The organism is Streptomyces sp. NPDC029122 (genome assembly GCF_055569445.1).
Genome location: NZ_JBVHWK010000017.1, coordinates 20,085 through 39,653, shown reverse-complemented (window position 1 = coordinate 39,653; position 19,569 = coordinate 20,085). Strand labels below are relative to the sequence as shown.

Sequence of the window (19,569 nt, the reverse complement as noted above, 5' to 3'; positions counted from 1 at the left end):
GCATAACGCAGTGGCATATGCAGGGTTGCGCTCTCCCCTGAGATTGCAGCCATGCGCAGCAACCCGCCCAGCTTGGCCTATCAGCCTTTTTACTGATGATCAATCGACGTTCAGTACCGCGCCGAGGATCGACGTGGTCCCGCGAGGCGTGAGGCCGTTTGATGCCGGGAAGCCGCATAGGGCGATGAAAATATGAAGAGTCGGCGACATATGCGGACGCATCCGGCCACCGAGGGGGACGTCGTCGGACAGGCGCGCGCGGCAGCAGTGCGGCGAGAACCTGCGTCGGCCGGCGCTCACCGTCGCGCTGAGCTGCGTATTCGCGGTACGGGAGGATGTCACTGCTGAGTCTTGTCGCGTTTGCAGAAAACGACAAGGGACGGGGTCAACAGCTTCTTATCCGCCACCATCACCTGAATGGCGCATACCCAGACCAACATCGACAGCGTTTATGGAATATGACAACAGCAAAGCCCCGCGTCTTCTTCCGCAGACCTCCAGAAGAAGACGGACGGGGAGGTGGTTTCCGCACCGGGCCTACCCGGATCGGAAAGTGGACTTTCACCCCAGGCTCAGCCGGCGACGGCGAGGTCAGGAACGCAACGCTGGAGGACGGAGGCCTGGAAATCGACCTGCGATACTCGTCCTCGGTCTTTGAGGACTTCCTCCATGCGATGAGAACGATCCAGGCCGAGTTCGACCGGAGGTCGGGGGGCACCCCGCCGTCGGAGGAGGCCGTCGGCGAGCGCTCGGGCGGCAGTTCCCGTGTATGAGCCGTACGGATACCCGGACCTGCACGGCTCCCACGCCCCGCCGGACACCACCCTGTTCTGGCGCCAGCCGGACCCGGGGGAGCCGCCCGGCGGTTCCGGTGAGGAGAATCGGCCGTGGGATCCGGTGGAGGAGCTCGCGAGCCTGCTCCAGGAGAGCGCCGCACCCGGCCCGCCGGAGCCCTTCACCCGCGTCGGCTACGACGACACCGGTGAACCGGTCAGCGCCATCGGCCTTGTCGCGGGACTGAAGCAGACCCCTGCCGAGCAGCCGCCCAGACGTTCCGGCAGTGCGCACCGCCGGAACGCGTCGCGGACGCCGGTGGCAACCCTGCTGCAGACCGGCAGTCTCTTCACCGCCGCGCTGGTCGCCGTCATCGCGGCCGTGGTGAGCATCCTCAGCGGGCTGGTCATCTGCGACGCGCTGCGCCACAGCGCAGGGCTCGACACGGCCAGCGAAGTGGCGAGCTGGTGGCCCCTGCTGATCTACGGACCTTGGATGGCGGCCTCCCTGTCCATCCTCAGGTCCGCGCTGCACCAGCGCCGCGCCCTTCACTCCTGGTCGATCGTCCTGCTGTTCTCCACGCTGGCGACGCTCCTGTGTGTAGCCCAGGGACCCAGAACGCTCGCCGCCGGGACGTCGTGTGCGCTTCCCGCCGTCGCGACGCTGGCCTGCTTCCAGCAGCTGGTCCGCCAGATCACACTCACGCGGCCGCCCCGCCAGGCCGCTCCACGGCACCGGACCCGGTCCCCCTCCGTCGCGCTCCGGGCGGGACGGACGGCCGCGGCCCGGCCCAGCCCGGAGGGTGTCCGGCCCGGCTACTCCGTGGCAGACAGAGGGGCTGATCGCTCTCCGTCCAGCGGTCACAGATTCGGGTACGGCGCATGACGGCCGCACGCGGGCGGCGGTGTCCTTCGGGCAGGCCGGGGCTGCGGCTCCACGCTGGGGAACGGGCAACCGTGTCGTGCCGGCGGCCCGGGGGCAGCCGCGGCGTTCTTCAGTTGTCTGCTCGGCACGAGTCGGTGAGCTCCCGCCGGAGGGCCGGGCCCTCAAATTCGTACCGTCGGTGGACGCTGACCGGCCGACAATCCCCGTTCCGACGAAATGAGGTGCTGATGCTGACTGGAGGAGGTACGCGGCGGGGTTCCCGCGCCCACCTGACGTCGGCCACGGCGCTGCCGGACCATGACGTCGGAAGGCCGATCGTCCCGTGCGCGGCGACCGCGAAGACCGGAGGCGGTGACAGCCGCTGACTTCTTGGACAACCCGGTCCTTCCCACGCGTTCAAAGGGGCGTTCGCTTCCACCTTTGAAACGAAGATCGAAACCGATGGTCACGGGCCGTGCGGAGACTCTGCCCGACAGTTTGTCCAGGCTGGGACTCGTTCAACGGCTGTGGCCCGTGTCGTACCTCGCACCCCGGGCATCCGGCTGCCGCGGCGCTCGTGCGTCGCGCCGTTCGGCATGGCGGTACCCGTTGTCCGCCAAGTGACCGGCGGCGCCCAGGGGAGCGGTGCGCCCGGGGGCGACGTCCCAGCGCATGGGCCGCACCTCGATGGCCCGAGCGGAGCGAAACCACGACGCGCTCGGCCCTTACTCCAACCGCCACGCCTACCACGAAAGGCAGAAGCATCGTGTGCGAAATGACCTACGTCGAGCGGATCCAGTACAAGCGGCGTCAGGACGCCGCCTACCAGGCCGGCGAAGACGCCGTCGCCAACCTCCAGGCGGCGCTCGCTCTCGCCGGGATGGTTCTCCCGTCCCTGTACAACGACGGACCGGTGGCCGGCCACGGATTCGTCCGGCTCGGAGGATGCAACGCAGCTGTCGCCAACCGGCTCGCCGAAGTCATCACCGCGGGTGCCGACGCCCTGCAGTGTCAGCGGTGATGAGGCGGACGGCTCCTTGAGCCGGGGCCCGGCGGGACCTGCGCGCAGAGGTTGATGCGCTGGGCTTCATCGAGCTGGTCCTCGAGGATGACGTGGCCCTGATCGACGAGTTCCCGGGCACGGGCGGCGATGCGCAGCTGGTAGCGGGAGTAGCGGCGGCGACCGCCGGCGGAGCGGAGCGGGGTGATCAGGCGGGCTTCGCCGATGGCGCGGAGGAAGGCCTGGGTAGTGCCGAGCATCTCGGCGGCCCGCCCCATCGCGTAGGCGGGGTGGTCGTCGTCATCGAGACGGCCGAACGAGTCGTCTGCTGTCATGGAAGGGGCGGTGTCAGCGTCGGGCGTCAACGCTAGCCTCCGCGTTTCACACAGGATGCCGAACTCTGTGGTTGTGCTGCGGGACGCTGGCCGGCCGCGGATGTGGTCGGGCGCAGTCCGCGCCGATAAGGCGTGCGCGGGCGAGGCCCGGTGACCAGAGCGCTCTGGCGGCAGTAACACCGGGCCGCCCCGCGGGACAGAGGTCCAGCACGCGGACCGGGAGGAGCGGAACCCGCTCCGCGTGGCCTGGCTCGGCTGGTCGGCTGGCTGCACGAGCTGGCCCCGCCATCAGAACGGCCTCCCCTTGGAGGACGAGGGGAGGCCGTTCTACACCGGGCTGTGCGCTGCGGCTGGTTCAGATGACGGCGCTGGATGTGCCGGGGCGACGAGCGCGCGGGGGCCAGGACCTAGTACTCCAGCCGTAGATCGTGATCTTGTTGCTGGAGTGCGGTGGAGAGGGTGCAGCGGTCAGTCGTCGACGAGATCGAGCTGGGCAGCACAGGCGTCCGCTACTCAAGTCCTTCGAGACGGCGGGCATCTTTGATCTCGCTGATCCTGGCAGCCGCCATCGGGGTCCATTCCCTCCTCTGTCCAGCGGCACGGACGGCTTCTCCAACCTCGCTGAGCTTCACGGAGGACAACACGCCCGCCCGCTCGATCAGGTCGTCCCGGGCCACGGCGGTCAGCCATGTGCACGGAGTAAAGCCTGGACGCGGGAACGCGAACCGCAGCACGCCTTCGAAGGGCAGTCCTTCCGGGGCTCCTACGGCCACTTCAACGCCCAGGCCGCTGATGTCGACGCCCGCTGGCGCAACGACCTGCATCGCCTGAAACCCGGATGACTCCTCGTCCGAGAGCAGCACGACCGGGCGTCGCTCATCGAAGTCGACCCACCAGACTTCACCGCGTTGCATGTGTCCTCCTGGCACGAGACGGCGGGCGAACGCTGCGTGCCCCGTGCGGGACACGGAAGGGATACGGCCCCGTCTTCGCACGTCGTGTCCGAGGGGCGGTGAAGACGGGCGCGGCCACCGTTGATCATCGGTGTGTGAAGACTGAAGATCATGCGGTGGCCGCGAGTCACAGCGTAGACCCTGCCCGTTGGCAGGAGGCGTTCGAGGTCCTGATGTCCCGGATAGCGGGCCGGTTCGCGCGGGTTGAACCCCGTTGTCGGGTTCGGGACTTGGTGCTGTCCTGCCGACGTAGGGCGTACTCGCCTGGTGGTCCAGGACTTGCAGTCGGCGGGCAGGCCCTCGCCATGGGGCGAGCGCGAGGAGCGCAGCGACGAGACCGGTCCCAGAACTCGCCCTCGATGGTCTCAGCGACTCCGGACCCGAGACATGCGACTGCGCCCGGCCACCCCGCTCCGGCACGCGGCAGGGCGCTGATCGCTCTGGCGCAAGAGGCCCCTACCGCTTGCTGTTCGCCAACCGGACGTTTCGGCGGCTGCTGCCCCTCTTCGCGCTGTCCGATCTGGGCGATGGCATGACCGTCGTCGCCGTCGCATGGCTGGCACTCGAGCTGGGCCCTGACGGCGGCCAGGGCGCGCTGGCCGGCATCGCTGTTGCCGCCTATGTCCTTCCCGGTGCGCTCGGCGCGCTGATCCTGGGAAAGCGGATGCGGCGGCTTCCTGCACGGCGGCTCCTGGTCACCGACTCCGCGCTACGGGCCGTACTGCTCGGGGCGGTCCCGCTCGCGCACGTGGCGGGGCTCCTCACCCCGACCGTGTACATCGGGCTCCTGGGCACCTCGTCGCTGCTGCACGCCTGGGGCAAGGCAGGCAAGCACGCCCTGTTCGTCCCTCTGCTCTCCGATGACCAACGTCTGACGGCCAACAGTGTGCTCAGCACCAGCCTGTGGATGGCGACCATCGCGGGCCCTGCTCTCGCGGGACTTCTCGTGGGAGCGGTATCCCCGGCATGGATCATCGGCGTGGACGCCGCCACGTTCGCCGTGCTCGCCCTCCAGACCGGCCGCACTGCTCTGCCTTCCTCAACGGGACCTGCGCCGGAACCGGAACTGGTGACCGGCGGCGCACCTCGAGGGCTGGGCATTCTGCTCCGCCAGCCGGAACTCCTCGGCCTGCTCGTCGTGACCTGGGTGTTCAACCTCGCGTACGGACCTGTAGAAGTCGCCCTGCCCCTGTTCGTCGCGGACAACCTCCAGGCCGGCCCTGGGCTGCTCGGCGCCTACTGGTCCGCCTTCGGTATCGGAGCCCTCATCGGTTCCCTCGCGCTGAGCGCGGCCGGCCGGCTGCCGGTGTGGCCAACCATGCTCGGCATCATCGCGGGCCACGGCACCGGCATGCTGCTCTTCGCCGTCACGCACACCCCCCTCCCCTCCCTGATCGGTTTCGCTTTCGCCGGATTCGTCTACGGGCCCTACTCCGCGCTCTCCCTCACCCTGATCCAGGGCCGCGCACCCGCCGAGTCGCTCACCACGATTCTGGCCGCACGCAGCGCCGTACTCCTGACGGCCGCCCCCCTCGGAGCGGCGCTCGGGGGCTTCATCCTCGACAGGACCAGCGCCCCCACCGTCCTCGTCGGCTGCGGTGCGCTGATGATCGCCATCGTGCCCGTCAGCGCCGTCGCGCTGAAGTTCGTCTGGACGCCTTCGGTCAGACCTGTTCGAAGTGGAACGCCTTGATGAAGCAGTCGTCGACAATCCCGACCCGTTGTCCGAGGAGTGGGAGGCGACACCTCGTGAGGCCAAGGACGCCCTCACCGCGCAGTCCCTCGTGGACTGCATCCCCTTCGCCGTCGCCCGACCCCGCAGGTCTATGTGGTCGGTGCGGTCAGGGCCGGTTGGCCGGCACGGTGTCCTTGGCCACCAGTACGTCGCCGGCCCAGCAGAGCCGGTAGAGGTCGACCTGATCCAGCAGGTCGCGGCCGGAGCGGTAGAACTCGCAGCGGGTGCCGGGTGGCCGGGGCGCGGAGCGGGCGTGGTCGGGCGGGTGGGGGTAGGCGCGGGCCGGCAGCACACGGGCGAGTTCGGCGCGTGGACGGCCGGGCTCCAGCTCGTCGAACCGGGACGGCGGCAGCACGCTCGTCGTCAGTTGCCAGGCCAGGTAGACGGCGGCGGGTACAAAGAACGCGGCTGCGGCCACGGGTGCCGTGAAGGCGGCGACCGAGCGGCCCCGAGCGGCGCGCCGGGCATCCGCGAGCCGCCTGGCGGACTCCATGCCGGTTCCTGTTCCTGTTCCCTTGCCGACGTTGTCGGCGTGAGGGGCCATGCGTGCAGGGCTCTCGCTGGTCCGCTCTGAAGCGTCGTCGGCAGGCGTTCCGGACGCCGTAGCCGGTGTCAGGGGCACGGCCGGAGCCTGGTGAGGCAGGACGGCGGTCACCCGGAACCCGCCGTCGTGCGGGCCGGTCCGCAACGAACCGCCCAGGACCGTGACCCTCTCCCGGAGGCCCGTCAGGCCCTGCCCTCCTGTGCCGGCCTGCGGGCCCTCCGTCTGGTGCGCCGGTTCGCCGGCCGGCGGGGCGGCGTTCTCGACGCTGACCCTGGTGCGGTCGGCCTCGTGCGTGATCCCCACCCGCACTGATGCGCCCGGCGCGTGCTTCACGGCGTTGGTGAGGGTTTCCTGCACCACCCGGTACATCCCGCGCTCGACCAGGGGCGACAGCGCGGGCACCGGCCCGCGCCGTTCCCACCGCACCGGCACCCCTGAGGCGACCGCGCGGCTGATGAGGTCCTCGACGGTGTCCCCGACGGGCAGACCGGTGCTCGCGCCCGTGCCGGTCCCCGGCGGGTCGCGCAGGACGGCGACCGTCTCCCTCAGCTGCTCGACGGCGTCCGCGATCGTCCCGCGCAGTTCGGCGAGGTCGGAACGGTCGCGTTCGGTCAGGTCGGGGGAGAGCTCCAGGGCCCCGGCCCGCAGGGCGACCAGGCTCAGGACGTGGCCGAGAGAGTCGTGCATGTCGGCTGCGATGTCCGCGCGCTCGGTCAGCCGCGCCCGCTCTGCGACCAGGTGTTGCCGTTCCTCCAGGCTCCAGGCCAACCGCCATCCCTCCCGTACGAGCTCCCGCCGGCCGCGCCAGTGTCGTCCGGCCAGCCACGGCAGCAGGAGGGCGGCGGGCAGTACGGTCAGCGCGTAGAACCACCACACGGCCTGAGTCCGCAGCACAGCGCACATCGCGATGTCGAGCAGGAGGCACCCGGCGAGCACCAGGAGCGGGCCCCGTGCCGTGGCGACCCGAGCTCCCAGCAGGCAGCTCAGGGCGGCCAGCGACAGGACTTGTGCGTTGGCGGGAGTCGCGGAGTCGGCCAGTCCCAGCGCGCAGAGCCCGTTGACGAGGACCACCGCGGCCCCGGGCCGACGGCGGGAGAGCGGCACGGCCACCGCCAGGACGGCCAACGGGAGCAGGAGGTCCAGGACCGGCGAGGCCGCCCTCGCGTCCCGGAACCCGTAGCCGGTTGCGGCGGCAAGCACGCCCCACAGCGCCACGTCGCCCAGAACGGGCCTGGCCGGGAGAATGCGCGATGGCAGCATGGTGCGTCAACCGTCCTTCCGATGAATACCCTCATCCGCCCGGTCGATTCTGTGCGACGGGCCCGGACGCCCGACGAACGGGTGTGCCCCGGGAGGCGTCCGGGCCCGGTTTCGACACAGAGGCGGGCGCCGAGCACACGGCACGCGTCAGGCGTCCCGGCGGCGCAACACGTACAGACCGACCAGCTGTGCGCCAGTTGCCCACGCCACCACGATCAGGACCGCCGTCACAGGCGCGTGCGGGACGTCGGTTCCGACGCGCATGAAGCGGTCGCCCGCTCCATGCGGCAAGAGATCGTTGACGGCTGCGAGCGTCGGACCGCCAAGCCCGAGGAGCACGCTCGGCAGCCCCCACAGCAGGGCTGCCAGGATCGACAGCGCGCCGGCGGGATGGCGCGTGGCGAATGCCACCCCGACGGTCAGCACGGCCACGAGCGCCTGGTAGAGGCCGACGGCCAGGACCTGCCCGACGGCTGTGCCCGCCTCGAAGGAGGCGCGTCCGCCGAACGGCCCCCAGGCAACCGCCGTACCCACGACCGCGAACGCGGTGCCGGCGACGAACGCGACCGCGCCCGCCACCAGCGCCTTCGCTACCTGGACGAGGTGGCGCCGGGGCACCCACAGCAGTGACGCCCGCACGCTCCCTGTCGAGTATTCGGAGGTCACCGTCACCATGGCCAGCACGACCACGGCGAATTGGACGAGTACGGCGGAAGAGGCCACCGCGTTCCCGACGGACTGGACCGGATGCTCGTTGATACGGGCGATCGAGGCGTAGTAGAAGGTGAACACCCCGGTCATCGCAAGACCCGCGACGAGGCAGAGGTAGGGGGTCCGGACCGACCACAGCTTGGTCCACTCCGAGGCGACCGCCCCCGCGAAGCCGCCGGCCGTGCCGTGGCCCAGGCCGTCGTGCCCTGCCCCGGGCAGATCCGCCCGGTCACCGTCACCGCGCGCCGTCGTCGTCACCGCCGTTCCCCCTTGCCGGCCGTGCGGGCTGTCCTCGTGCCGGTGGTGCGCATCGCGCTCGCGCCAGTGCCGCCCGTCGCGTACTCGACGCTGCGCGCGGTCAGGTCCATGTACGCCTGCTCCAGCGAGATCCGGACGTCGCTCAGCCCGTGCAGGCGGATGCCGCAGTGGTGGGCGAGGTCGCCGATCTCGGCGGCACTGCGGCCCTCGACGGTGAGTTCGCCGGACTCGGACGTCTCGACGCTCACCCCGTCGGCCGCCATCAAACGGCGGGCCAGCGTGGCTCGTTCCTCCGGGTCGGGCACCGAGGCGCGTGCCGAGGCGGGGGAGGCGGCCGCGAGGAAATCCGTCATGGAGGTGTCCCTCAGCAGACGCCCCCGTCCGATGACCACGAGGTGGTCGGCCGTCAGCTGCATCTCGCTCATCAGGTGGCTGGAGAGGAAGACGGTGCATCCCCCCGCCGCCCGGTCGCGCACCAGTCGGCGAATCCACCGCACGCCGTCCGGGTCGAGGCCGTTGACCGGCTCGTCCAGGACGAGCACGGGCGGATCTCCGAGCAGGGCACCCGCCACCCCCAACCGCCCGCTCATGCCGAGCGAGTACGTGCCGGCCGGGCGCCGGGCAGCCTTGGCCAGGCCCACCAGCTCAAGGACCTCGTCCACGCGCCGTACCGGAATGCCGTTGGCCCGAGCTTGGGCGACCAGGTGCGCGCGGCCCGAACGGGCCGGGTGTACGGCCCGGGCGTCCAGCATCGCCCCGACCGCGCACAGTGGCCGGCGCAGGGCCGCGTAGGGCCGGCCGGCGATCAGCGCCCGCCCGCGCGTGGGGTGGTCCAGGCCCAGGATCATGCGCATCGTGGTGGACTTCCCGGCCCCGTTGGGACCGAGGAACCCGGTCACGCGGCCGGCTTGGATGTCAAGTGTGAGGTCGTCCACCGCGTGGGTGGCACCGTAGCGTTTGGTAAGTCCTCGGAGGGTGATCACGGAGTTCCTTCGCTGTCAGTGGCCGAACGCGGCAATCGACGGCGGGCACGCACCGGCGACCCGCGGTGGGCCTCTCCCCAGGCGGCGGTTGCGCCGCGTTGCCGTACGGAAGCGACGCTAGAAGGACCCGACGTCCGAGCCCATCGGTCGAAGGTCAGCAGGCTCCTGCCTTCCGTCAGGGGTGTGGCCCGCCCTGGGGCGGATCCGTGGAGCTCGCCGTTCGCACGGTGGTGCGCCGGCCGTAGGCTCAAGCGCGTGGACGAGACGACAACCGATAACCGCCCGGTCCGGGTCCTGGTGGCCGACGACGAGGCGATGGTCCGGGCCGGGGTGCGGGCCATCCTGGCCCGCGACCCGCGCGTCGACGTGGTCGCCGAGGCGGGCGACGGCGAGGAGGCCATCGCCCTCGCCCGCCGGCACCGGCCGGACGTCGTCCTGTTGGACATCCAGATGCCCGGCATGGATGGGCTGACTGCGGTGACGCGGCTCCACCGCGAGCTGACGGGCGTCGGTGTGATCATGCTGACGACGTTCGGTCAGGACGAGTACGTCACCCGTGCCCTGGAGGAGGGCGCCGACGGCTTTCTGCTGAAGGCTGATGACCCGCGAGAACTCCTCAACGGCGTCAAAGCAGTGGGGGCCGGCGGAGCGTACCTGTCCCCACGGGTCGCGGGCCGCGTCATCGCGGGGCTGCGCGCACACCGCGCGGCCCATCCCCACCGGCCACTGGACCGGCTCACCGAGCGGGAGCGCGACGTGCTGGCCGGACTCGGAGCCGGGCTGTCGAACGCGGAGATCGCGAACCGCCTGCACCTGGTCGAGGGCACCGTGAAGGCACATGTCAGCGCTGTACTCGGTAAGTTGGGCGCGCGAAACCGCGTGGAGGCAGCCATCTCCGCGTACCAGGCCGGCCTGGTCCCGGCGCGCTCCCGCTGACCGCGTGCCGGAGTTGGCCGGGGTCCCAGCGCGCAGACGATCGAGTAGGGCCAGCCGGGAACGGGAATGTGGTGGTCCTTGCCCCCGCCGTAGGTGTGACACAGGATCCGCATCGAAGGCCAGGACCAGCCGGCCCTCCTCGACACACGGAAGCGGCACCGAGGCCAGGGCCCGTCGCATCCGGGCCGCGTCGCCCCGGCCGCGCCACCCCCGCCAGGAACACCCGGTCACCTTTCCGGGGCGACCGGGTGGGGACCGGCGAGCGGGGAACGGCGGCACGTGCCGGTCGAGGAGGGCGGCCAGGTCCGGGCGGCGGGCGAGCGCGGCCACTTGGTCCGGGATGCGCTTCCGCCTCAGCTCACGCCTCACCCAGCCCACCCCAGCCGCCGGGCCGCTCCCAGCAGCCTGAAGCGCGGGATCGGGGCGGGCGCCTGCTCCGGATGCCGGACACTTGGGCGGTGATCGAACGCCGCGCCTTGGGCACCGGCCCGCGCCCTGCAACTCTCCCTGCGCCGCCGGCGGCTGCCCGCCGGGCCCGCCTCGCCGCCGAGCTGGCCGCCGGTTCCGGCGCAGCGCTCGATGGGCCTGTGGTGCCCCGCTCCCCCGGCCGCCGCCCCTTGGGAACCGGGGTGAGCACCGAAGGCTGATCTGGGGTCATCCGGCCGCGGCAGCAGGGCACTGGCCGAAGCGCGGCACGTCTGCGGCCGCCACGTCCAGGCGGAGCCGCTTGAAACGGAGCGGGTGGCGGAAGACGCCGCCGTGGTCGATGGCGCGATCCGCGCTGACCTCGGCGACCAGATCCGGGCGGACCACGGTGATATCGAGGACGTCGCGGGACCCCACGCCCGGGGCGACCCGCGCACGGCGAGTCGGACCAGGCGGCCGGAGCGGAGCTGCGTCCGCTGACACAGGAGGACCGTGTCCAAGTCGTCAGGCGGCCCCGGGTCCGGGAACCGGCCCTCCCCGGCCCTTTGGTGAGCAGGTTCGACAACGGACGCCGTGCACTGGGCGATGGCCGGCTAGGTGTGTTGCCCCGGGACGTTGGTGACACGCGTGCTGGGTTCTTGAAATGGGTGAGGGCCTCCGGGTTCGGTGTGGATTGCGACATCTCCACCGATCCGAGGAGGCCCTCGTGGTCCACCGTAATGCCCCGCTGACCGAGACCGGCCGACTTCGGCTTGCCCGCTGTGTCGTGGACGACGGGTGGCCCGTGCGCCGGGCAGCGGAACGCTTCCAGGTCAGCCACACCACGGCGGCCCGCTGGGCCACCCGCTACCGGACCCTGGGCATCGCCGGAATGAGTGACCGGACCAGCCGCCCCCACCACCAGCCGCGGCGGACTCCGGCCGAGGTCGAGGAACATGTGCTGCGGCTGCGGCGCGAGTACCGGATCGGACCCCTGCGACTGGCCGCCCGCGCCGGAATCGCGCCCTCGACCGCCCACCGCATCCTCACTCGCCACGGCCTGCCACCACTCGCGGCCCTGGACCGGGCCACCGGTGAACCCGTCCGCCGCTACGAACGCGCCCGGCCGGGCGAACTGATCCACGTCGACGTCAAAAAACTGGGCCGGATCCCCGACGGCGGCGGCCACAAGACCCTTGGCCGGGCCGAAGGCCGGCGCAACAAGACCGGCACCGGCTGGGCCTACCTTCACACCGCCCTCGACGACCACAGCCGCCTCGCCTACACCGAGGACCTGCCTGACGAGACCGCCCCGACCTGCGCCGCCTTCCTGACCCGCGCCGTTGCCTGGTTCGCAGAACGAGGCGTCACCGTCGAACGCGTCCTGACCGACAACGCCTGGGCCTACACCAAGAACACCTGGCGCGACACCTGCCGTGACCTGGGCATCAGCCCGCGATGGACCCGGCCCTGGCGGCCGCAGACCAACGGCAAGGTCGAACGCTTCCACCGCACGCTGCTCGAGGAATGGGCCTACCAGCAGCCCTACACCTCAGACGCCGAACGACAGACCGCGTTCACCGACTGGATCGACTGGTACAACTACCACCGACCCCACACCGGCATCCAAGGCCACACACCCGCCAGCCGCGTCACCAACCTGCCCGAACAACACACCTAGGTCGTCTCTTTCGGATCTTGCCGGTTGGGCCCGCGTCTCCCCCAGTACCGCTGGGAGGTGCCCCCAGGTGCCGTGCATCGCAAGGCGGAGCGGCTCCCGATACCGGACGTCCTCGGGTGCCGCGACAACGCGGTGAGGTGCGGTACCGGGCGGCGCGGGTCTGGGGGCACCTCCCAGCGGTAGCTGGGGGAGCAAGATCCGGAAGAGACGGCCTAGCGCCGAACGTACTGCCACAGCAAGCCATCGCTCGCCTGGAGGTGGAACCCGCACCGCTCCAGGAGCCGGTCAGCCATATCGCGGGGAAAAAGCCGGAACCGAAGGCGCTGGTGAGCCAGAACCGCCCCCTCCCCCTCGATGAAGTAGTCCTTGGTGTGCCGGCCCTGCGAGTCGACCGCGACGTGCTGCGTGTAGAGCAGGCCTCCGGGCAGGCTTCGGTCGTCACGTCGATGTGGCCCCTGAACGGAGAGCACCAGGGAGCCACCGGGCCGGATGGCGGCGGCGAGGTTGGTGAGCCCATTCTCGTTGTCCTCCTCCTCCATGAGGTGACTGCTCAGCCATGACTCTTCACCGTCCTGGACGATGTACCAGATGCCGCCGACGGAGTACGCGGCGTCGAAGGCCGAGGGAAGGGACAGGTCCAGGACGTCCTCGCGTCGGAGCCGGGCGCGCTCGCCCAGTCGGTCGCGGGCCTGGGCCAGCATGCTGTCGGTGTGGTCGATGCCGGTCAGCCGCAGGCCCTTCGGGCCCAGGGCCAGCAGCCGGTCGGCGACCAGTCCGGTGCCCACCCCCAGCTCCAGCACGTCCGTGCGGGTACCGATGCAGGCAAGGAGGGCCTGTGCGTAGGCGTCGTAGTCGTAGTAGCCCGAGGTCATGACAAGGTCGTAGAAACGCGACAGGTCGGCATAGGAATCAGGCACCCGCCGGACGGTAGAGCGCAGTTCACTGAGCGGCAAGACTGCGTTTTGAGCCGCTGCCGGCGCTCGTCTGGCCTGTACAGCTTGTCGCTTCTCGGCCCGGGTGGTGCCCATCGGGAACCTGCCTGGTCGCGCGCCTGTCGCCGCGTCGGCCGCGTGAGCGGTACGACCTCGAGGATGGATTGGCTCCCGCCGACGTGCCCCAGCCGCCGTGTAGTGACGGACCACATGGTCACGGCGGTCCTCCAGGCCCGCGCGTCCCTCGGTGTATCTCCCGGGGGCCTGGTGGCCCTCGACGGACGCGCGGGCGCCGGCAAGACCACCCTCGCGGCAGACATCGCCGCCCGCCTCGGCGGGCCCCGCGGGGCAGCAGTCGTCCACGGGGACGACTTCCTGCGGCCCATGAGCCGACAGGCGCGTCTCGCACTCGGCGCGCAGGACGGGTACCAGTTGCTCTTCGACGTACCCCGTCTCCAGAGACAGGTCCTGTCGCCACTGCGGGCCGGACGGCCGGCCCGCTACCAGCGTTACGACCCCGATACCAGATCGTCAGCGCGTCTGCGGGGCAGCGCTGGCGCGGATGGCTGTGATGACCGTACGCGCCCAATCGGCGGGGTCCGGTGTGTCCAGCAGGGCCGCCAGACGGGCGATGTGGGTAGCACGTTCGTCCACCGGCATGGCCAGCGCGGCTCGCAGGGTGTCCACCAGGTCGTGCGGAAGCAGTGGGTCGGTCAGTACGGCCGCGCTGCCCAGGTGCTGGGCGACTCCCGCGTGGCGGGAGAGGATCAGGACGCCCGGGCGGTGGGCGGCGTGGTGTGCGGTGATGTACTCCTGGGCCGTGAGGTTCATGCCGTCGGCAAGCGAGGTCACCCAGAAGACGTCGGCCTCGAGGTAGTGATCGACGACTTCGGTGAAGTCGAGGGTGTGGGGGATGTACTCGACGGGCTGCCAGCCGGCTGTGCCCCAACGCTGGTTGATGCGGGTGATTGCGTTCTCGAGTGCGGTGCGGGTCGTGTCGTAGGCGTGGATGCCGGGCTCGGGTGGTGGGCAGATCAGGCGGTAGCGGACCTGTTGCCGGAGTGTGGGTTCTTCGGCGAGGAGGGTGTCCAGTGCGTGGATCTTTTGGACGGGGGCCTTGGCGTAGTCGAGGCGCTCCACCGACAGCACCAGCTGGACGCCGTCGTTCTTGTGGTGTGGTCGGGACCCGGCCCGGGAGCGGGCGAGGTGGGTGACGGCGGGCCGGTCGATGCCGAGGGGGTGCACGCCGATGTCCGGGGCGGGCACCGCGGTGCCGGCGAGGAGCCGGCGGAAGTTGTCGGCGCAGTCGGGGGTGTGGAAGCCGGCCCAGTCCAGGCGGGCGAGTGAGTCGCGCAACTGGTCGGCTGCCGGGATGCGGCGGAAGACGTCGGGGCGGGGGAAGGGGGTGTGGTGGAACAGGCCGATGGTCAGGTCGGGGCGGTCGGCCTTGAGAGCGGCGGGTACGAGCCAGAGGTTGTAGTCGTGGAGCCAGACCGTCGCGTCCTGTTCGGCGAGGGAGGCGATGTGCCGGGCGAAGGCGGTGTTGACGGCTTCGTAGTCGTCCCAGTGCACGGGCCGGTGCCTGATGAGCTCGGGCTGGGACATCAGGGCCGGCCAGAGGGTCTCCTTGCAGGTGCGGTGGAAGTAGCCGGCCCACCGCTCGGGGGGCAGCGGCAGGAGAGAGAGCGTCGGGACGCCGTCAGCCCGGGGCGGTGCAGGCGCGGGTGCTTCGCCGACGTGGGCGGCGGCCCATACCGCGTCCAGGTGCTCGTCGGCCAGAGCAGCCTGGAGGGTCGGCAGGATGCCGTTGGGGCTGGGGGGCGGCCGCCATGCTCCGTCGAGCCAGCAGACGGGCGGGCGGTGGTAGCCGACCACCACCGAGCGCCTCGGCGGCCGGCCCAGGCGTTCGATCCCCTGCAGCACGGCGGCCGCTCCGTCAAGCTCCGAATGGTGGACGCGCTCACTGGGAGGGACCCGCGCGGTCAGCGCGGGTTCCGCGTTGGCGACCACAACGGCGGGCGTGCCCAGGCGGAACAGCGAAAGGTCGTTGAGGGAGTCCCCGGCCACCAGCATCGCCCGCCGGGGCCACCCGAGCGTCTGGGCGAGGAGCTCCAGCGCATGTCCCTTGCCGGCTCTGGGCGGTAGGACGTCGAAGTACCGGCCCGAAGCGTACGACCAGGAGCATCCCAGCACCTCCACCGCACGGATCAGCTCGTCGGACAGGGCATCGGGGGCAAGATAGAAGGAGCAGCGGCCTTCCTGGGGTACGTGCTCCTGGTACACCAGGTGCGGGAACGCCTCCAGCGCCGCCCGGACCCGTCCGGCGCCCGGCCATCCGGCGCGCAACCGTGCCTCCAGGGCTCGGGCATGCGCCATGCGGGTGGCATCGACGATGGTGGACCCGACGTCGGCGATGATCCAGTTCGGGGGCGGCAGCAGGGGATCGTCGCGCAGGAGAGCCCGGACCGACGCCAGGCCTCGGCCGGTCGCGAAGACGACGGTGATGTCCGGGTCCCCGCTCAGCACATCGAAGAGCTGCCGCCGGTCGTGTGGGCTCCCACCCAGCAAGGTGCCGTCCAGGTCGGTGGCCAGCACCCTGGCAGCGCCTGCCGTTGCCCTGCGGTCACTCACCACGCGGGGTCGTGGGTCACCGGGTCGATCACACGCGTCCCGTCACAGGCATCGGCGTCCTGCGGCTCCGGCGGGACGTCCTGCAAGTTCCGGATCGCCTGACCGAGCCGCGCCGTACGGAAATCCGCGCTGCCCAGAAGCCGGGTCACCAATTCCCCGGGCGCGTTGAGTGCGGATGCCACCAACTCATCGATGGCAGGACCGGTCTGGGACACAGCACCTCCTACAGAACGGGCAGCAGGGTGGGCCTCTCGGGTGGCGGACACAGGACGCTCCCTACGCGTCCCGTACACCCGTTTTCTCACCATATAAGGGAATGGCGGATATGGCGCACTGCACGACGCATCCGTCCCCTCGTACCGCTCCGGCCGCAACTGGCCCCCGTCGAGAACGGGCAGCACCTTGTCCAGCAGAAACGTCGTTGCACCGTCCCGACCCTGGACCTGCTCGCGCAGACCGCGCAGGCATGGCGCCTGATGGGCCACCGGCCCCGATGGTCGCAGTGTGCTCGCTGGAGAACGACCCGGTGCTCAACGAGCTGGGGGTGCGCACCACCACCAACCCGATCCAGCTCGCCTTGTGGGCCGGGACCGGGCCCGTGGTCGTCTTCGCCACCTACGCCTCGCCTCACCGCTGCCCCGCGCATCCTCGCCGAGGCCCGCCCCCAGAAGGGCACCGGCAGCCAGGAGACGGAGATCGCGAGCATGGCCGACGACCCGGACGGCACCTACGGCGCGTGGCTCGCCGAGCTCGGCCTGAGCGAGGCGATCGAGCGGGGCATCCTCGCGGGGTTCGAGATCGACGTCCTGGAGATCCGCGGCCCCTCCCCCGTGCTCGGGGAGTCCGAGGAAGCACCGCGGGGCCCGCGCCTGGCGCTGCTGCCAACCGCGCTCCTGGAGCACGCCGCGGCGTGCGACCTGCGTACGTTCATGACGTTCCACCAGAAGGTCGAAGACGCCACCGTGTTCGCGGACGAGCTGCCGGAGACCGCCGCCGAGCTGTACATCGCCGACGCCTCTGACAGCAACGGCATCGACGCCAACAACCGGCGCGTGCGCCGGGTGCTCGGGCCCTGCGCCGCGACCGCAGCACCAAGGTCGCCCGCATCATCGTGCCGGTGTTCCTAGAGCCGGGCGAGGACCAGGAGGACGGCGTCGACGCCGCCGCCGCCGAGTCGGCCCTGCTCCACTTCTCCAGCCCGCGGGACGCGGCCACGATCGCCGCGTTCCTGCGCACCCGGGTCTACCGGCCCGAGTCCCTGGTGTGGCTGGAGGGCTACCAAGCCCTGACCCGGTGGCGGGCCGAGAACCGGATCACCGGCCTGTACGCCGTCCCGTACGACACCGAGACCGAGGTCGGCGTCACCCAAGGACTTCCCGCTCGGCCGGTGGGTGCACCAGCAGCGCAAGGCGCTGCGCGCCGGCGAACTCGGGGAGCGGCGCAAGGAACTGCTGGACGCGCCCGAGGCCGACATCACCGGCACCGTGAAGTACGGCACCCTGGACGCAGACCGCTGCAGCGCCGCCGGTGAGCACAACGGCCTGCACGTGGTCCTGCACCCCGACCGCCATTGGGCAAGGATCGTGCCGGAGTGCGCGGAGGGCAGACCGAACCTCGCGGTGGCCGCTCGGCTGGGCGTGAACCGTGGCACCGCCGCCAAGTGCCGGTCCCGGTTCCTCCGCGATCGGCTGGACGGCCTGTCGGGCGAGCCGCGGCCCGGGGTGCTGCGGCCCATCACCGACGTGTGGAACAAAGTGGGAGCCGACAAGGTGTCGCCCAGGTATGCAACGAACCAGCTGCTTCCTAGACGCGCTCCAGCGCGCGGTGGGGGCGGGCCGGGAGTTCCACCTCCACCGGGTCGCCGGGACGAACGGTTCCGCTCTGGCGGACCACGGCCATGACGCCGCATTTGAAGGTGAACTCGTCGGTGAGCGGGTCCAGGGCAAACATCTCTCCCAGGAGACCCGTCCGGAAGTCGTTGATCTTCGAGCACGGGTTGCGCAGTCCGGTCACCTCGACCACCGCTTCGGCTCCGAGCCGCAGCAGAGACCCGGTGGGCAGGCCGAGAAGGTCCACCCCGCGGGTGGTGATGTTCTCGCCCAGCCGGCCCGCGGATACGTCGAACCCCTTGAGCGCGAGTTCCTCGAAGAGCTCTTCGTGCATCAGGTGGACCTGGCGCAGGTTGGGCAGGTCCGGTTCGTAGCTCATGCGGAACTGGTGGCGGATCGTCTCGCCCGCGTGGACGTCGCCCTCCACACCGAGGCCGGCGAGCAGGGTGATGGACGCGTGGTTGGGCTTGCTGAACGAGTACGAGGCGTTGCGGCTCACCGCGGTGATCCGGCCTTCGTTCACGGCCCCTCCTGGGCGGCCTGGGCGAGGACCGTCTCGCGCAGTGTGGCGGGGTCGGCCTGGAGGGCGACCAGGACCGCCAGGGCGTTGCCTTCGGACACGGTCAGCAGACCGAGCAGGATGTGTTCGGTGCCGAACCTGTCGCGGCCCAGTGCCCGGGCCTCGTCCAGGGTGTTCTCCAGTGCCTTGCGGGCCTCGGGGGTGTAGGCCGGCCGGGGGAATTGGAAGGCGCCGGGTCCGAAGGAGGTATCGGCCTGGCGTTGGATCTCCGCGACATCGATGCCGATCGACGACAGGGCATCGCGTGCGGGCTGCCCGCCCACGGCGACGATCCCGGCCGCCTCCAGGACGCGCAAGGTCTCCTGCCGGGCCCGCGCCAGGCCTACGTTCTGCCCGCGCAGCACCCCGGCGGCCGTCCCGCCCTCCACGGCAAGCAGGCCGAGCAGGAGGTGCTCGGTGCCGATGAAGTCGTGTCCCAGGGCGATCGCCTCGTCCTGGGAAGCGGCGACGGCCTGCTTACCCCGATCGGTGAAAAACTCGAACACTGCTACTCCTCCATGCCCATGGCTTTACGCCTGCCCGCGTGCTTTTCGTGCACCGACTGTCTGCTGACGTTCAGGTGCGTGGCGATGGTCTGCCACGACCAGCCGTGCCGGCGGGCGTTGTCGACGTGCAACCGCTCCAGCTCCTCCAGCAGACGACGCAACGCGACGACGGCCTGCAAGCCGACAGCGGGATCCTTGTCGGTGACCATTCCCGCCAGCGAGGCCGGGGTGTCCTCAGCTCCCATACTTGTCAGGTTGCCCTGACATACTGTGACTGTCAAGGAACCCTGACACCCGGAGGCGGCGGCACAACGACCCCAAAGAACGCCGGCAGCCCCTCCGTCCCGCCGGCGCACGGGATCACCGCACACCGCCGATCAGCCGCAGGACGTGCCGCAGTGATGCCGCGTGCACTCGCACTCCCGTGCCGGTGAACGCGCCCGAAGGGCGACGAGCCCGGCCCGGCGTACGCCATCCCGTGACGGACCACTCCGCCCGCCGACCTCTCCGCAGCAGCACCCCGCGGGCCGGACGGCCACGCCAGCGTCACCCGCAGACCACCCGGGGAGCGGCGGCCCGCCGCCACCGTGCGCACCGCCCGCCGGTCCACCGAGGGCCGGACCATCTCCAGGAACGCGACGTCCTCGGCTGGGAGGCCCCGAAGAACAGGGCC

The 19,569-nt window shown here is 70.9% G+C and carries 17 protein-coding genes and 2 pseudogenes; 6 read left to right on the top strand and 13 right to left on the bottom strand.

All coding sequences use genetic code 11. The annotated features are described in order from the left end of the window. The first annotated feature begins 765 nt into the window (after positions 1–765). Positions 766–1,659: a hypothetical protein gene (locus tag ACZ4WZ_RS20260; protein ID WP_467892183.1), complete on the top strand. Its 894-nt coding sequence runs from the start codon at positions 766–768 to the stop codon at positions 1,657–1,659. A 754-nt stretch (positions 1,660–2,413) separates the two neighbouring features. Beyond that, a complete protein-coding gene (locus tag ACZ4WZ_RS20255; RefSeq protein WP_467892181.1) occupies positions 2,414–2,659 on the top strand; it encodes a hypothetical protein in 246 nt (81 codons plus the stop codon). Here ACZ4WZ_RS20255 and ACZ4WZ_RS20250 read toward each other — a convergent pair. Both ACZ4WZ_RS20250 and ACZ4WZ_RS20245 read right to left on the bottom strand, forming a co-directional pair. After that, positions 2,650–2,973: a MerR family transcriptional regulator gene (locus tag ACZ4WZ_RS20250; protein ID WP_467892179.1), complete on the bottom strand. Its 324-nt coding sequence runs from the start codon at positions 2,971–2,973 to the stop codon at positions 2,650–2,652. The genes ACZ4WZ_RS20255 and ACZ4WZ_RS20250 overlap by 10 nt on opposite strands. Before the next feature lie 509 nt (positions 2,974–3,482). Further along, entirely contained in the window at positions 3,483–3,887 is a 405-nt protein-coding gene (locus ACZ4WZ_RS20245; RefSeq protein ID WP_467892177.1) for a type II toxin-antitoxin system PemK/MazF family toxin, read from the bottom strand. A 502-nt stretch (positions 3,888–4,389) separates the two neighbouring features. Between ACZ4WZ_RS20245 and ACZ4WZ_RS20240 the strand changes: the two genes are divergently transcribed. Further along, on the top strand, positions 4,390–5,619 hold the full coding sequence (locus tag ACZ4WZ_RS20240) for an MFS transporter (protein ID WP_467892175.1): 1,230 nt from the start codon (positions 4,390–4,392) through the stop codon (positions 5,617–5,619). Between the two features lie 148 nt (positions 5,620–5,767). On the opposite strand, the gene ACZ4WZ_RS20235 is transcribed toward ACZ4WZ_RS20240, so the two are convergent. The 3 genes from ACZ4WZ_RS20235 to ACZ4WZ_RS20225 form a co-directional block, all read right to left on the bottom strand. Beyond that, positions 5,768–7,465: a sensor histidine kinase gene (locus ACZ4WZ_RS20235; RefSeq protein WP_467892173.1), complete on the bottom strand. Its 1,698-nt coding sequence runs from the start codon at positions 7,463–7,465 to the stop codon at positions 5,768–5,770. Between the two features lie 147 nt (positions 7,466–7,612). Next, positions 7,613–8,434, bottom strand: a complete 822-nt coding sequence (locus tag ACZ4WZ_RS20230; RefSeq protein WP_467892171.1) for an ABC transporter permease — start codon at positions 8,432–8,434, stop codon at positions 7,613–7,615. Further along, the gene (locus ACZ4WZ_RS20225; protein ID WP_467892169.1) at positions 8,431–9,417 is read right to left on the bottom strand and encodes an ABC transporter ATP-binding protein; all 987 of its coding nucleotides are present in this window, start codon (positions 9,415–9,417) and stop codon (positions 8,431–8,433) included. The genes ACZ4WZ_RS20230 and ACZ4WZ_RS20225 overlap by 4 nt, the downstream gene beginning before the upstream one ends. Before the next feature lie 255 nt (positions 9,418–9,672). Here ACZ4WZ_RS20225 and ACZ4WZ_RS20220 point away from each other — a divergent pair, with 255 nt between their 5' ends. Further along, complete coding sequence (locus ACZ4WZ_RS20220; RefSeq protein WP_467892167.1) at positions 9,673–10,353, top strand: response regulator; 681 nt, start codon at positions 9,673–9,675, stop codon at positions 10,351–10,353. Between the two features lie 20 nt (positions 10,354–10,373). On the opposite strand, the pseudogene ACZ4WZ_RS20215 reads toward ACZ4WZ_RS20220, so the two are convergent. Next, a pseudogene (locus ACZ4WZ_RS20215) lies at positions 10,374–10,557 on the bottom strand (NF041680 family putative transposase); the annotation flags it as partial. A gap of 450 nt (positions 10,558–11,007) precedes the next feature. Beyond that, a complete protein-coding gene (locus ACZ4WZ_RS20210; protein ID WP_467892165.1) occupies positions 11,008–11,166 on the bottom strand; it encodes a hypothetical protein in 159 nt (52 codons plus the stop codon). Positions 11,167–11,485: 319 nt separating this feature from the next. Here ACZ4WZ_RS20210 and ACZ4WZ_RS20205 point away from each other — a divergent pair, with 319 nt between their 5' ends. Further along, positions 11,486–12,439: an IS481 family transposase gene (locus ACZ4WZ_RS20205; protein ID WP_467892163.1), complete on the top strand. Its 954-nt coding sequence runs from the start codon at positions 11,486–11,488 to the stop codon at positions 12,437–12,439. Positions 12,440–12,651: 212 nt separating this feature from the next. On the opposite strand, the gene ACZ4WZ_RS20200 is transcribed toward ACZ4WZ_RS20205, so the two are convergent. From ACZ4WZ_RS20200 to ACZ4WZ_RS20190, 3 genes are all read right to left on the bottom strand, one after another. After that, positions 12,652–13,356 (bottom strand): class I SAM-dependent DNA methyltransferase, encoded by a 705-nt coding sequence (locus ACZ4WZ_RS20200; protein WP_467892161.1) that lies wholly within the window; start codon positions 13,354–13,356, stop codon positions 12,652–12,654. A gap of 546 nt (positions 13,357–13,902) precedes the next feature. Further along, positions 13,903–15,966 (bottom strand): HAD-IIB family hydrolase, encoded by a 2,064-nt coding sequence (locus ACZ4WZ_RS20195; RefSeq protein WP_467892157.1) that lies wholly within the window; start codon positions 15,964–15,966, stop codon positions 13,903–13,905. A gap of 32 nt (positions 15,967–15,998) precedes the next feature. Next, on the bottom strand, positions 15,999–16,217 hold the full coding sequence (locus tag ACZ4WZ_RS20190; RefSeq protein ID WP_467892155.1) for a hypothetical protein: 219 nt from the start codon (positions 16,215–16,217) through the stop codon (positions 15,999–16,001). 210 nt (positions 16,218–16,427) lie between these two features. Here ACZ4WZ_RS20190 and ACZ4WZ_RS20185 point away from each other — a divergent pair. Next, positions 16,428–17,888: pseudogene (locus ACZ4WZ_RS20185) on the top strand (helicase associated domain-containing protein); the annotation flags it as partial. Here ACZ4WZ_RS20185 and ACZ4WZ_RS20180 read toward each other — a convergent pair. From ACZ4WZ_RS20180 to ACZ4WZ_RS20170, 3 genes are read right to left on the bottom strand one after another with little or no spacing between them, the layout of a single operon-like run. After that, positions 17,806–18,354, bottom strand: a complete 549-nt coding sequence (locus ACZ4WZ_RS20180; RefSeq protein WP_467892153.1) for an MOSC domain-containing protein — start codon at positions 18,352–18,354, stop codon at positions 17,806–17,808. The pseudogene ACZ4WZ_RS20185 and the gene ACZ4WZ_RS20180 sit on opposite strands and share 83 nt — an antisense overlap. Beyond that, the gene (locus ACZ4WZ_RS20175; RefSeq protein ID WP_467892151.1) at positions 18,351–18,896 is read right to left on the bottom strand and encodes a Clp protease N-terminal domain-containing protein; all 546 of its coding nucleotides are present in this window, start codon (positions 18,894–18,896) and stop codon (positions 18,351–18,353) included. Before ACZ4WZ_RS20175 ends, ACZ4WZ_RS20180 begins: the two co-directional genes overlap by 4 nt. A gap of 2 nt (positions 18,897–18,898) precedes the next feature. Beyond that, positions 18,899–19,141, bottom strand: coding sequence for a hypothetical protein (locus tag ACZ4WZ_RS20170; protein WP_467892149.1), 243 nt, complete (start codon positions 19,139–19,141; stop codon positions 18,899–18,901). Positions 19,142–19,569 lie beyond the last annotated feature (428 nt).

Bases quoted from the DNA above. Each gene is read 5' to 3' on its own strand.
- ACZ4WZ_RS20255 (WP_467892181.1), top strand. From the start codon at position 2,414: ATGACCTACGTCGAGCGGATCCAGTACAAGCGGCGTCAGGACGCCGCC.
- ACZ4WZ_RS20235 (WP_467892173.1), bottom strand. From the start codon at position 7,465: ATGCTGCCATCGCGCATTCTCCCGGCCAGGCCCGTTCTGGGCGACGTG.
- ACZ4WZ_RS20245 (WP_467892177.1), bottom strand. From the start codon at position 3,887: ATGCAACGCGGTGAAGTCTGGTGGGTCGACTTCGATGAGCGACGCCCG.
- ACZ4WZ_RS20250 (WP_467892179.1), bottom strand. From the start codon at position 2,973: ATGACAGCAGACGACTCGTTCGGCCGTCTCGATGACGACGACCACCCC.
- ACZ4WZ_RS20170 (WP_467892149.1), bottom strand. From the start codon at position 19,141: ATGGGAGCTGAGGACACCCCGGCCTCGCTGGCGGGAATGGTCACCGAC.